Source organism: Streptomyces sp. NPDC001270 (assembly GCF_042896695.1).
Taxonomy (GTDB): domain Bacteria; phylum Actinomycetota; class Actinomycetes; order Streptomycetales; family Streptomycetaceae; genus Streptomyces.
In genome coordinates this window covers 276,879-289,126 of sequence record NZ_JBIAXM010000006.1, presented here as the reverse complement: position 1 = coordinate 289,126, position 12,248 = coordinate 276,879, and the positions used below count along the sequence as shown (strand labels likewise).

Genomic DNA, 12,248 nt, shown 5'->3' with positions numbered 1-12,248 from the left:
GCTTGCAATTGTTAGCGGGGGTGGGGCAAGGTGGAGGCATGGCATCGCTCAACGTCGGCAATCTCGGTGAGTACCTGCGCGAGCAGCGCCGTAACGCGCGGCTCTCGCTCAGGCAGCTCGCCGATGCCGCCGGCGTGTCCAATCCGTACCTGAGTCAGATCGAGCGCGGGCTGCGCAAGCCGAGCGCGGAGGTGTTGCAGCAGGTCGCCAAGGCCCTGCGGATCTCCGCGGAGACGCTGTACGTCCGCGCCGGAATCCTCGACGCCGAACGGGACCGGGACGAGGTCGAGACGCGGGCCGTCATCCTCGCCGATCCCACCCTCGACGAACGGCAGAAGCAGGTGCTGCTGCAGATCTACGAGTCCTTCCGCAAGGAGAACGGATTCCGGGGCGACGGCGGCGGAGCCGATGACGGCGAGGACGCAGGTCAGGGTGCGGTGGACGCGCGGGCGGACGCCGCCGGGCGCGACGGACGGCACGAGCAGGACGACAAGGCCGTGCGTGACCCCCGTACGGACGACGGCAGTGACGCCGACCCGCGGCGGACGGCCGGTTGAGCCGGACCAGGGCACCGGCCGCCCCGCCGCGGGACAACACAACACTCAGCCGAATGTGAATCCGGGAGAACCCTCACCATGGCCATCACCGACGATCTGCGCAAGACCCTCAGTGACCCGACCCCGCTCTACTTCGCCGCCGGAACCGCTGACCTGGCCCTTCAGCAGGCCAAGAAGGTGCCCGGTCTGGTGGACCAGCTGCGCGCGGAGGCTCCGGCCCGTTTCGACGCCGTGCGCAACACCGACCCGAAGGCCGTGCAGGAGAGGGCCGCCGCGCGGGCCAAGGAGGCGCAGGAGACCCTGCAGACCAAGGCCAAGGAGGCACAGGAGAGCTTCCAGACCAAGGCCAAGGAGGCACAGGAGAGCTTCCAGACCAAGGTCAACGACTTCTTCGACGCCCTCGACGGCGACCTGAAGAAGCTCGGCAGCACGATCGACTCCGACCTGAAGAAGCTCGGTGAGTCCGCCCAGGACCTGGCCCTGCGCGGTGTCGGTGTCGCCGCCGAGTACGCCGTCAAGGCCCGGGAGACCTACGAGAAGGTCGCCGAGCACGGTGAGCAGGCCGTGCGGACCTGGCGCGGCGAGGCCGCCGAGGAGATCGAGGACCTGGCCGTCGCCGTCGAGCCGAAGGCGCAGCCGGTCGTGGTCAAGGCGCAGCCGAAGCCGGTCAGGACGGAGCCGAAGCCGGTGCGCACCGAGCCGAAGCCGCTGCGGACCGAGCCGAAGTCGGTCAGGACGGAGCCGAAGCCGGTCGGGACGGAGCCGAAGCCGGTCGGGACGGAGCCGAAGCCGGTCGGGACCGAGCCGAAGCTGGTCAGGACGGAGCCGAAGCCGAACGAGGCCCGGACCGTGCCCGCCCCGGCCAAGAAGCCCGCGGCGCCGAAGAAGGCACCGGCCGCCCGTAAGACTGCCGTCAAGAAGTCGACGCCCCCGGCCAAGTAAGGGGCGTTCCCCGCTCGGGCCGGGCACCCTTGGGGTGTCCGGCCCGTTGTACGGGTACGGTTGCCGCGTAGCAGACGGGAGAGGACGGGCGGTGGCGACATGCTGATGCTGGGCTTCGCGGGGTTGCTGGGACTGCTGAAGATCGTCCTGATGGCCCTCGCCGCGTTCGGGCTGTTCGATGCGGCGTTCCGCCGCGAGGACGCCTTCCGCGCGGCCGACAAGCAGAACAAGGTGTTCTGGCTGATCATCCTGGCCATCGCGCTGGTGGTGAGTTATCTGTTCTCGATCCTCTCGATCCTGCCGATCGTGGGCGTGGTCGCGAGCATCGTTTACATCGTGGACGTGCGTCCCGCGCTCAAGCAGGTCTCGGGCGGAGGCGGCGGCTGGGGCCGCCGCCGCGGCGGAAGCAGCAGCGACGGGCCGTACGGGCCGTACAACGGCGGCCGCTGAGCCGGACGAGGCCGCTGGGCCGGACCAGGCTGCTGGGCCGGTCAAGGTCGCTGGGCCGGTCAGCCAAGGTCGGCAGGCCGGTCAAGGCCGGTGAGCCGGACAGGGCCGGTGGGTCGGGCGGCGTCGTTGGGCTGTGTCCGGGCCGGTGGGTTCTGCCGTGCCGCTGGGGCGCGCGGGGCGCGGCGGCCGGGCTTGGTACGGCGGCGCGGGATGCGGGCTTCTCGCGGCCGACGGAGAGCCGCAGGCGGCCGGGAGCCGCCGGGGGGGCGCGGGTGCGGAGCACTGAGGGCCGAGGCGGCGAGGGGTTGCCGTAGCTGGTGGAGCGCCGAGGGCAGGCGGCCAGAGGGCCGGAGGACCGCGAGGGTTTCGCGGGTGACGGGAAGCTGATCCCGTGGGCGTCCGGCGACGCCCAGGCAGATCGCGCTTACGGAACCCGGTCCAGCAGGACCACCGCGACGTCGTCCGTCAGTTCCCCTCCGTTGAGTTTGCGGACCTCGTGGACCGCGGCCCGCAGCAGTCCCTCGCCGCGCAGCCCCTCGTCGAACTGGCGGCGGACCATCTTCACCATCCCGTCCTCGCCCAGACGCTCCCCGCCCTGGCCGACACGGCCCTCGATCAGGCCGTCGGTGTAGAGCATCAGGCTCCACTCGGTGCCCAGCTCCACCTGCATCCGCGGCCAGCGGGCCCCGGGGAGCAGCCCGAGCGCCGGGCCGTTCTCGTCGTACGGGAGCAGCTGGGCCGGGCAGTCCGGGCGGGCGAGCAGCGGGGCCGGGTGACCGGCCAGGCACAGGCCCGCCCAGTGGCCGTCGGGGGAGATGTCCACCGTGCAGAGGGTCGCGAAGATCTCCTCGTCCGCGCGTTCGTGCTCCAGCACCTCCTGGAGCGTGCCGAGCAGCTCGTCGCCGCACAGGCCCGCCAGCGTCAGCGCCCGCCACGCGATCCGCAGCTCCACGCCGAGCGCGGCCTCGTCGGGGCCGTGCCCGCAGACGTCGCCGATCATGGCGTGCACGGTGCCGTCGGGCGTGCGCACGGTGTCGTAGAAGTCACCGCCGAGCAGCGCGCGCGAGCGACCGGGCCGGTAACGGGCGGCGAAACGCAGCGACGAACCCTCCAGCAGGGGCGTCGGCAGCAGGCCGCGCTCCAGACGGCGGTTCTCCTGGGCGCGTACGCGGCCCTCGGCCAGCCGCCGCTCGGCCGACTCGGAGCGCTTGCGCTCCACCGCGTACCGGATGGCCCGGCTCAGCAGACGCCCGTCCAGTTCGTCCCGGAAGAGGTAGTCCTGCGCGCCCACGCGCACCGCTTCGGCGCCGCGCTCGGCGTCGCCGGACGCGGTCAGCGCGAGGACGGCGTGCCGGGGGGCCAGTTCGAGGACGTGCTTGAGCACGGCCAGCTCGTCGTCGCCGTCGCTGGACCGGCCGGGGGCCGGAAGCGCGAGGTCCAGCAGGATGCACTGGACGTCGTCGGTGAGCAGCCGTCCGGCCTCGGTGAGGTTGCGGGCGGTGCGGACGCGGATCGGCTTGCCCGCCGGGTCCAGCAGTTCGGGCACGATCGGTGAGCCGACCGGATCGTCCTCGATCAGCAGCAGGGTGAGAGAGGGGCCGGCCGTGGCCTGGGTGCCGGTTTCCTTCGGAGTGGCCGCTTCCGTTTGTTTGGCTTCTTCCGTGAGGTGGCCGCCGACTGCCGGCGCGGCCTGCGCCTGACCACTCTCCACGGCCGGTATGGCTCGCTGCCGCGGTACGGGTACGGGCATCGTGTGGGTTCCTTCCCTCCCCCCGAGGGCATCGCGGGGCGAGGGACCTCGACCCACCCGACGGGGACCATAGCGGTACCGGCCGCCACAACGGAATGGTGTGAGCCACGTCGCTTCGCCTCAGGCCACTGTCATATGCCGCTTGCCGTACCGCAGTTGGGATCAACGGCGGTACGGCCGGAACGGCCGGAATGACGAAACTCACGTCCCATCGGAGTTTGGCCGAGCCGGGCGTGCCCTGAATCACGTGACCTGTGCCATGACCTGTTTCATGTCGTGTGTCACTTCCTATGGTTCTTCGGAGTGACTTGTGAAATGAGGTGCGTAATATCCCGATTGGTGCAGTCAGGTATTCGGGATGTCCCAGTGCTCACACACGCGTTCCCCGTCGCACTCGCACTCGCACTCGCACTCGCACACATGCTCGTGTTTACGTTCGCACTCGCACTCGCACTTGCACACATGCTCGTGTTTACGTTCGCACTCGTACTCACGCTTGCGGTCACGCTCACGCTCACGCGTCCGGCCGCACCACGCCGAGGATCGGCATCGAGCCCGCCCCCGCGATCGTCACCGTTCGGCCGGGGCGGGGGGCGTGGATGATCGCGCCGTCGCCCGCGTATATCCCGACGTGGCTTGCGTCGTCGAAGTAGATGATCAGGTCGCCGGGGCGCATGTCCTCGGCGTCCACGTGCTTGAGCTGTTTCCACTGCTCCTGCGAGGTGCGCGGGATGGGCCGGCCGGCCGTCGCCCACGCCTGGGAGGTCAGGCCCGAGCAGTCGAACGTGTCCGGGCCCTCCGCGCCCCACACGTACGGCTTGCCGATCTGGGCCGTGGCGAACGCGACGGCCTCCTTGCCCTTGGTGGACGCCTTGCCGCCGGTCTCCTTGAGGATCCCGGAGTCGAGCCAGGCGGTCTGCGCCTTGTACGCCGCCTCCTGCTCCAGCTTGGCCAGCCGCTCCTTCTCCTTCTTCGCCAGCTGTGACTCCAGCTTCTCGGCGGCCGCGATCCGCTGCTTGATCTTCTTCTGCGCGGCGGCCTTCGCCTTGCGGCCGTCCTCCAACTTCTGCCACTGGGCGGACGCGTCGCGCGCGTACTGCTCCAAGTCCTGCTGGGTGCGGGTCATTTCACCCATCAGGTTCTTGGTCGCGCGCTGGCCCTGGAGCACCTGTCCCGCGCCGGTCAGGAACTGCCCCGGGTCGTCGCTCAGCATCAGTTGGGCCGCGGGCGGCAGCCCTCCGGTGCGGTACTGCTCGCGGGCCGCGGCGCCCGCGCGGTTCTTCAAGTCGTCCAGTTCGCGCTGCCCCTGGACGATCTTCCGGGCCAACTCGACGATCTCGGCGGACTGCTGCTTCGCCTTCTCCTCCGCCGCGTTGTAGGCGTCGGTGGCGACGGCCGCGTCGTGGTAGAGCTTGTCGAGTTCCTTGCGGACGGCTTCCAGGTCCTTGCCGGGCGGCGGGGCAGGGGATGTCGGAGGGGGTGTCGTGGTGGGTGGCGTCGGCGCGGGGCTCGCGAACGCCGTCCCGGGCGCTGCCAGCACGGTCACCGCGCAGACGACGGTCACTGCCGCTGTGACCAGGCCGCGCTTGCCTGTTCTCATACCCCGTCCCCCAAACTGATTCACCGTCAGTAACGTGTGCGCTCGGGGGATCGTGCCATGGTGTGGCGTAAAGCGACAGAGGTGGTACTTGGCGGGCCCTCCCCCTCTTTCCCACCCGGTCGCAACGATCTCCCCATCTTTGTGACGAACGACTCGCGTAGATCGTTCCTCGTGGCCGACGGACGGGACGGAGCGACGCTCAGCGTCGCGGCGCCAACGCCCGCCACGCCACCGTCACTTCCCCCTGCCGCCAGCGCGCCGCCGAGTCCGTCACCGGCCAGTCGGCCGTCAGGTCCCGTACCGCTCGGATCCAGCGCTGCCGGGCGCCGTAGGAGGCGTAGGGCGCGGCGGCGGCCCAGGCGCGGTCGAAGTCGCGCAGGAAGGCGTGCACCGGTTCGCCGGGCACATTGCGGTGGATGAGCGCCTTCGGGAGGCGTTCGGCGAGGTCGGACGGGCGGTGCAGGGAGCCGAGCCGGGTCGCGAAGGTGACCGTCCGCGGGCCCTCGGGACCGAGCGCCACCCACACGTGGCGGCGCCCGATCTCGTCGCAGGTGCCCTCGACGAGCAGCCCGCCGCGGGAGCCGCCGTCCGCCGGGGCGAGCCGTGCGCACAGCCGCGTCCAGACCTCGGCGACCTCGGCCTCGTCGTACTGGCGCAGCACGTTGGCGGCGCGGATGAGGTGCGGGCGCCGGGGCACGGGGACCTCGAAGCCGCCGTGCCGGAACCGCAGCCCGTCCCGCTCGTACGGCTTGGCCGCGGCGACCCGGGCCGGTTCGATCTCGACGCCGACCACGTGCGCGCCGGGCGCGACGGTGCGCAGCCGGCCGAGCAGTTCGACGGCGGTCCAGGGCGCGGCCCCGTAGCCGAGGTCGACGGCCACCGGGTCGGCCGCGCGCCGCAGTTCGGCGCCGTGCGTGGCGGCGATCCAGCGGTCCATGCGGCGCAGCCGGTTGGGGTTGGTGGTCCCGCGCGTCACCGTTCCCACGATGGGGGTGCCCCCGCCCGGGCGAAGCCGAGAGTGGGGGAGGGTGGCTGCGCGGGTCGTCATGCGTACGAGGGTATGCGCGCCGGCGCGGGCCCCCGGCACGCTGGTGGAGCCCCGCGTGCGGGCGGGGCCGGTGCATCTCCGTGCCGCCTCATGCGGGCGGGCCCGGTGCATCTCGGTGTCGCCTCATGCGGGCGGGCCCGGTGCATCTCGGTGTCGCCTCATGCGGGCGGGCCCGGTGCACCTTCGTGCCGCCCCGCGCCCCACGCACTCCGCTATCGAACGGTTGAGCGATCATCGGTAATGATTCGGTAAAGCGGCATGATCGGGAAATGGAGCCGCCCCCTCGGCTGTTGGACTCGCTTGGAGGGCGGACCGGGCCCTCCGATGCGCATGCCCGCCACGAGGAGGATCGCCACGTGAGCCAGTACGTCGGCAGGCTCGGGCGGCGCTCACCGGCCGCGTCCCCGCTCCTGAGGCTGCACCGCAGGCCCCGTCGGGTCGCCATGCTCTCCGTGCACACCTCCCCGCTCCACCAGCCGGGCACCGGCGACGCGGGCGGCATGAACGTCTACATCGTGGAGCTGGCCCAGCGCCTCGCCGCGATCAACATCGAGGTCGAGATATTCACCCGGGCCACCGCGGGCGGCCTGCCGCCGACGGTCCAGTTCGCCCCGGGCGTGCTCGTCCGGCACATCGACGCGGGCCCCTACGAGGGGCTGGCCAAGGAGGACCTGCCGGCCCAGCTGTGCGCCTTCACGCACGGGGTGATGCAGGCGTGGGCGGGCCACCGGCCCGGGTTCTACGACCTGGTCCACTCGCACTACTGGCTCTCCGGCCAGGTCGGCTGGCTGGCCGCCCAGCGCTGGGGCGTGCCCCTCGTGCACGCCATGCACACCATGGCCAAGGTCAAGAACGCCAGCCTGGCCGCGGGCGACACCCCCGAACCCGCCGCCCGCGTCATCGGCGAGACCCAGATCGTGGCCGCCGCCGACCGGCTGATCGCCAACACCGCCGAGGAGGCGGGCGAACTGGTGCGGCACTACACCGCCGATCCGGCGAAGGTCGCGGTGGTCCATCCGGGCGTGAACCTGGAGCGTTTCCTGCCGGCCGACGGCCGGGCCGCCGCCCGCGCCCGGCTGGGCCTGCCGCAGGACGCCCTGGTCCCGCTGTTCGCGGGCCGCATACAGCCGCTGAAGGCGCCCGACGTGCTGCTGCGCGCGGTGGCCGTCCTGCTCGACGAGTGTCCCCGGCTGCGCTCGCGGATCGTCGTACCGGTGGTCGGCGGCCCCAGCGGCAGCGGCCTCGCCAAGCCCGAGGGGTTGCAGAAGCTGGCCGCGCGGCTCGGTGTCGCCGATGTCGTACGGTTCCGCCCGCCGGTGGGTCAGGACCGGCTGGCGGACTGGTTCCGGGCCGCCTCCGTGCTGGTCATGCCGTCCTACAGCGAGTCCTTCGGCCTGGTGGCGATAGAGGCGCAGGCGGCCGGTACGCCCGTGCTCGCGGCCGCGGTCGGCGGGCTCCCGGTGGCGGTGCGCGACGGCGAGACCGGCTTCCTGGTCTCCGGCCACGACCCGGCCGACTACGCGCGCGTGCTGCGCCGCTTCGCCGAGAACCCGGAGCTGTCGGCCCGGATGGGCGCGGCCGCGGCCCGGCACGCGCAGTCCTTCGGCTGGGACACGGCCGCCGCCGCCACCGCCGACGTGTACACGGCCGCGACCCAGGCCCACCGCCGTCGCGTACGCTCCCCCCATGGGTGAGGCTTCACAGCGGCAGCAGCACGCGGCGCAGGTCATCGAGGGTGCGCTCAAGGACGCGGGCCTGGAGTGGGAGAGCCCGGAGCCCGGCGGTTACGTGGTCCGGTTGCCCGGGACCCGCAAGCTCTCGACGACGGTTTCCCTGATCGTGGGCCGCCACTCCCTCTCGCTCAACGCGTTCGTGATCCGCCACCCCGACGAGAACGAGGCGGCCGTCCACCGCTGGCTCCTGGAGCGCAACCTCAAGCTGTACGGCGTGAGTTACGCCGTCGACCCGCTCGGCGACATCTACGTCACCGCCCGGCTGCCGCTGCCCTCCGTCACCGCCGAGGAGACGGACCGTCTGCTCGGCCAGGTCCTGGAGGCCGCGGACGGCGGTTTCAACACCCTCCTGGAACTCGGTTTCGCCTCGGCGATCCGCAAGGAGTACGCCTGGCGGGTGTCGCGCGGCGAATCGACCCGGAACCTGGACGCGTTCACCCATCTGACCCAGCGCCCGACGGACTGACCTCACCGCCCTCGCCCCGCCCGGGGGCTCCAGCACCCCGTCAACGCCTTCATGAACGTCATTCACCTCCATGAAGCCCTTCCGTACGACGCTCAGCGCGCGCTCAGCCGGTAGCGCCCCGGGGTCACGCCGACCAGCCGCTTGAAGTGCCGGGTGAGATGGGCCTGGTCGTAGAAGCCGGTCGCCGCCGCCACGTCGCCCGCCGCCCGCCCGTCCAGCAGCAGGCGGCGGGCGCGCTCGACGCGGCGGGACATCAGGTACTGGTGCGGCGCGATGCCGTAGGCGGCGCTGAACGCCCGCACCAGATGGGCGGGATGGGCGTACAGCAGCCGTGCCGCTTCGTCGAGGCCGATGCCGTGCGCGATCCGTTCGTCGAGCAGTTCCCGCAGGGACCGGGCCAGCGCGGGATCGCGCCGGGCCGGCGCGGCCCCGGCCCGGGGCCTGAGATGCGTCCGCAGCCGTTCCTCGACGAACGTCAGCCTGCTCTCCGCCTCCAACTCGTCGCCCGGGTGCGCGAGCGCGCCGTGCACCTGTCCGACGCGCCGCCGCAGCAGCGGATCGCGCAGATCGGGGCCGTCGACCGCGGGGCCGATCAGATCGTCGCCGAGCCGGGAGGCGTCGAGGTAGAGGACGCGCTTGCGGAAGCCGTGCGGGGTGGCGGGGGAGCCGTTGTGCGGGACGTGCGGCGGCAGCAGCGAGACCGTGTCGTGCGGGGTGCCGTGCTCGTGCCGGTCCAGGTCGTAGCGGACCGCCCCGTCGTCGACGATCAGCAGCGTCCACGCCTGGTGGACGTGCATCGGATACGCGTACTCGGTGAAACGGGCGTGGAAGACCTCCACGACGCCCGGGACCCGCGGGCGCCAGGCGGAGATGTCCGGGACCTCCTCGCGCGCGGCCATGCAAAGAACGTACAAGACGGTGTCAGGGGGCGCCCGGCAGTCTCGGTGCATGAGCACGCCGAGCACCCCGAGCACGCAGAACACGCAGAACACGCAGAACACGCAGAACTCACCGATCGCACCGGTCGCACCGAGCCGGGAACCCGTCCGCTTCGACACGAAGATCGCCGTACTGCTCCGCGCGGACCTGGCGCCCTGGCAGCGGCTGAACGTCACGGCGTTCCTGGTCAGCGGCCTGGGCACGCAGCTGCCCGAGGTGATCGGGGAGCCCTACGCGGACGCGGACGGCGTCCCCTATCTGCCGATGTTCCGCCAGCCGGTCCTGGTCTTCGAGGCCACCAAGGAGACCCTGACCACCGCCCACACCCGGGCCCTGACCAGGGCGCTGCCCCGGTCCGTGTTCACTTCCGACCTGTTCACCACGGGCAACGACCGCGACAACCGGGCGGCCGTCCGGGCGGTGCCCACGGCGGAACTGGACCTCGTGGGCCTCGCCGTGTACGGCCCGCGGGCCGCCGTGGACAAGACCCTCAAGGGCGCGCACATGCACCCGTGAGCCGTGCCGTGCCGGTCCGGTCGCCGCCTCGGTCAGGCCGCGCGGACCCCGGGCTCCTGGCCGGCGGGCGCGGGCGCGGGCGGCGCGGACCGCTCGGCGGGCAGCCGCCGCATCAGCAGCCAGTACCCGAGCGCCGCCACCGTGCCCACGACGGCGCACATCGCCCACAGCCACCGGGCGCCGAAGCGGTCGATGACCAGACCGGACATCAAGGGGGCGACCAGTGCGGCGACGGACCAGGACAGGGTGTACATGCCCTGGTAGCGCCCGCGCCCGTGCACCGGCGAGAGCCGCACCACCAGCCCCGTCTGGGTGGGCGCGTTCACGATCTCGGCGAGCGTCCACACGCACACGGTGAGCGCGAACACGCCGACCGAACCGGCGAACGCGGTGAGCCCGAAGCCGTACCCGGCCACCAGCGAGGAGACCAGGAGGAGCCGGCGCGGGTCCCGGTGCTCGATGAACCGGGTCACGGGGATCTGCAGGGCGACGATCAGCACACCGTTGACGGCGATCGCCATGCCGTAGTCGACGGGCGAGAACCCGGCGGAGCCCATCGCCACCGGCAGCCCGACCGAGCCCTGCTGGAAGACGACCGCGACGAGGAAGGACAGCCCGACCACGGCCATGAACCGCCCGTCGCGCAGCACGCTCCGCAGACTCGCGCCGTCCCCGGCGGCCGGCGCGGCGTCCTTGCCGACCGCGGCCCGCTCCGGCCGCGACTCGGGCAGCTTGACGAAGATGACGACCGCGCAGACCGCCGTCATCCCGGCCTCGATCAGGAAGCCGGCCAGATAGCTGACCTCGGCGATGAAGCCCGCCGCCATGGAGGAGACGGCGAAGCCGAGGTTGATCGCCCAGTAGTTCAGCGAGAACGCGCGCACCCGGTCCTCGGGCCGGACGATGTCGGCCATCATCGCCTGCACCGCGGGCCGCGAGGCGGTGGCGGCCATGCCGACGAGGAACGCGACGGCGGCGATGGCGACGGGATGGTGCATGAACCCGAGCAGCGCCACCGAGGCGGCGGTGGCCGACTGGGCGATCAGCAGCGTCGGCCGCCGCCCCAGCCGGTCGGCCAGCACGCCCCCGCCGAGCGCGGAGACGACCCCGCCCAGCCCGTGCAGCGAGGCGACGAGTCCCGCGTAGGCCGCGCTGTACCCCTGGTTCACGGTCAGGTAGAGCGCCATGTACGTGGCGACGAAGCTGCCGAGCCGGTTGACGAGGGTGCTGGTCCACAGCCACCAGAAGGCGGGGGGCAGCCCGGAGACGGACTCCCGGGCGGCACGTCTGAAGGAAGCGACGGACATGGACGGACCCCCCGGATGCCGGTACCTCATGTAAGTACCCCAAGTGCTGCGCACAACTTACGAGGTGGCATCCGGCGACGGCCACTCGATTAACAGATGCCGTCAACCGTCCGGCCTCCGGGCGCTTCAGCGGCCGTTCGAACGCGTCGATTACGCTCTGGGGCATGGCCGACGCACCGTACAAGCTGATCCTGCTCCGTCACGGCGAGAGCGAGTGGAACGCGAAGAACCTGTTCACCGGCTGGGTGGACGTCAACCTGAACGAGAAGGGCGAGAAGGAGGCGGTCCGCGGTGGTGAACTGCTGAAGGACGCCGACCTCCTGCCCGACGTGGTCCACACCTCCCTCCAGAAGCGCGCGATCCGCACCGCGCAGCTCGCGCTGGAGGCCGCCGACCGCCACTGGATCCCGGTCCACCGCTCCTGGCGCCTGAACGAGCGCCACTACGGCGCCCTCCAGGGCAAGGACAAGGCCGCCACCCTCGCCGAGTTCGGCGAGGAGCAGTTCATGCTGTGGCGCCGCTCGTACGACACCCCGCCGCCCCCGCTGGCGGACGGCACCGAGTTCTCCCAGTCGGACGACCCCCGCTACGCCTCCATCCCGCCGGAGCTGCGCCCGCGCACGGAGTGCCTGAAGGACGTCGTCGTCCGCATGCTCCCCTACTGGTACGACGGCATCGTCCCCGACCTGCTGGCCGGCCGCACGGTCCTGGTCGCCGCCCACGGCAACAGCCTGCGCGCCCTGGTCAAGCACCTCGACGGCATCTCGGACGCCGACATCGCGGGCCTGAACATCCCCACGGGCATCCCCCTGGCCTACGAACTCGACGCCGACTTCAAGCCCCTGACCCCGGGCGGCACGTACCTCGACCCGGACGCGGCGGCAGCGGCCATCGAGGCGGTCAAGAACCAGGGGAAGAAGAAGTAAGTTTCCTGAGCATG

12 protein-coding genes are annotated in these 12,248 nt (G+C 71.9%); 7 read left to right on the top strand and 5 right to left on the bottom strand.

Annotation, left to right across the window (positions count from 1 at the left end; translation table 11 throughout):
* Positions 1-38 precede the first annotated feature (38 nt).
* From ACFY2B_RS13165 to ACFY2B_RS13155, 3 genes are all read left to right on the top strand, one after another.
* Complete coding sequence (locus ACFY2B_RS13165; protein ID WP_390763215.1) at positions 39-557, top strand: helix-turn-helix domain-containing protein; 519 nt, start codon at positions 39-41, stop codon at positions 555-557.
* A 78-nt stretch (positions 558-635) separates the two neighbouring features.
* Positions 636-1,499: a hypothetical protein gene (locus ACFY2B_RS13160; RefSeq protein WP_390763214.1), complete on the top strand. Its 864-nt coding sequence runs from the start codon at positions 636-638 to the stop codon at positions 1,497-1,499.
* Between the two features lie 99 nt (positions 1,500-1,598).
* Positions 1,599-1,949, top strand: coding sequence for a DUF2516 family protein (locus tag ACFY2B_RS13155; RefSeq protein ID WP_390763213.1), 351 nt, complete (start codon positions 1,599-1,601; stop codon positions 1,947-1,949).
* A 424-nt stretch (positions 1,950-2,373) separates the two neighbouring features.
* Here ACFY2B_RS13155 and ACFY2B_RS13150 read toward each other — a convergent pair whose 3' ends face one another.
* The 3 genes from ACFY2B_RS13150 to ACFY2B_RS13140 all read right to left on the bottom strand — a co-directional run bounded on the left by ACFY2B_RS13150 (position 2,374) and on the right by ACFY2B_RS13140 (position 6,347).
* The gene (locus ACFY2B_RS13150) at positions 2,374-3,699 is read right to left on the bottom strand and encodes a PP2C family protein-serine/threonine phosphatase (protein WP_390763212.1); all 1,326 of its coding nucleotides are present in this window, start codon (positions 3,697-3,699) and stop codon (positions 2,374-2,376) included.
* Between the two features lie 514 nt (positions 3,700-4,213).
* Entirely contained in the window at positions 4,214-5,299 is a 1,086-nt protein-coding gene (locus ACFY2B_RS13145) for an NlpC/P60 family protein (protein ID WP_390763211.1), read from the bottom strand.
* A gap of 199 nt (positions 5,300-5,498) precedes the next feature.
* A complete protein-coding gene (locus tag ACFY2B_RS13140; RefSeq protein ID WP_390763210.1) occupies positions 5,499-6,347 on the bottom strand; it encodes a class I SAM-dependent methyltransferase in 849 nt (282 codons plus the stop codon).
* 356 nt (positions 6,348-6,703) lie between these two features.
* Here ACFY2B_RS13140 and mshA point away from each other — a divergent pair, with 356 nt between their 5' ends.
* A complete protein-coding gene (mshA, locus tag ACFY2B_RS13135; protein WP_390763209.1) occupies positions 6,704-8,041 on the top strand; it encodes a D-inositol-3-phosphate glycosyltransferase in 1,338 nt (445 codons plus the stop codon).
* Positions 8,034-8,546 (top strand): YbjN domain-containing protein, encoded by a 513-nt coding sequence (locus ACFY2B_RS13130; protein WP_390763208.1) that lies wholly within the window; start codon positions 8,034-8,036, stop codon positions 8,544-8,546. The genes mshA and ACFY2B_RS13130 overlap by 8 nt, the downstream gene beginning before the upstream one ends.
* 92 nt (positions 8,547-8,638) lie before the next feature.
* Here ACFY2B_RS13130 and ACFY2B_RS13125 read toward each other — a convergent pair whose 3' ends face one another.
* Positions 8,639-9,445 carry an AraC family transcriptional regulator gene (locus ACFY2B_RS13125; protein WP_390763207.1) on the bottom strand — a complete coding sequence of 269 codons (807 nt, stop codon included), beginning with the start codon at positions 9,443-9,445 and terminating at the stop codon, positions 8,639-8,641.
* A 49-nt stretch (positions 9,446-9,494) separates the two neighbouring features.
* On the opposite strand from ACFY2B_RS13125, the gene ACFY2B_RS13120 reads away from it, so the two are divergent.
* On the top strand, positions 9,495-10,001 hold the full coding sequence (locus ACFY2B_RS13120) for a DUF2000 family protein (protein ID WP_390763206.1): 507 nt from the start codon (positions 9,495-9,497) through the stop codon (positions 9,999-10,001).
* 32 nt (positions 10,002-10,033) lie between these two features.
* On the opposite strand, the gene ACFY2B_RS13115 is transcribed toward ACFY2B_RS13120, so the two are convergent.
* Positions 10,034-11,308 carry an MDR family MFS transporter gene (locus ACFY2B_RS13115; RefSeq protein ID WP_390763205.1) on the bottom strand — a complete coding sequence of 425 codons (1,275 nt, stop codon included), beginning with the start codon at positions 11,306-11,308 and terminating at the stop codon, positions 10,034-10,036.
* A 164-nt stretch (positions 11,309-11,472) separates the two neighbouring features.
* Between ACFY2B_RS13115 and ACFY2B_RS13110 the strand changes: the two genes are divergently transcribed.
* The gene (locus ACFY2B_RS13110; protein WP_376533560.1) at positions 11,473-12,234 is read left to right on the top strand and encodes a phosphoglyceromutase; all 762 of its coding nucleotides are present in this window, start codon (positions 11,473-11,475) and stop codon (positions 12,232-12,234) included.
* Positions 12,235-12,248 lie beyond the last annotated feature (14 nt).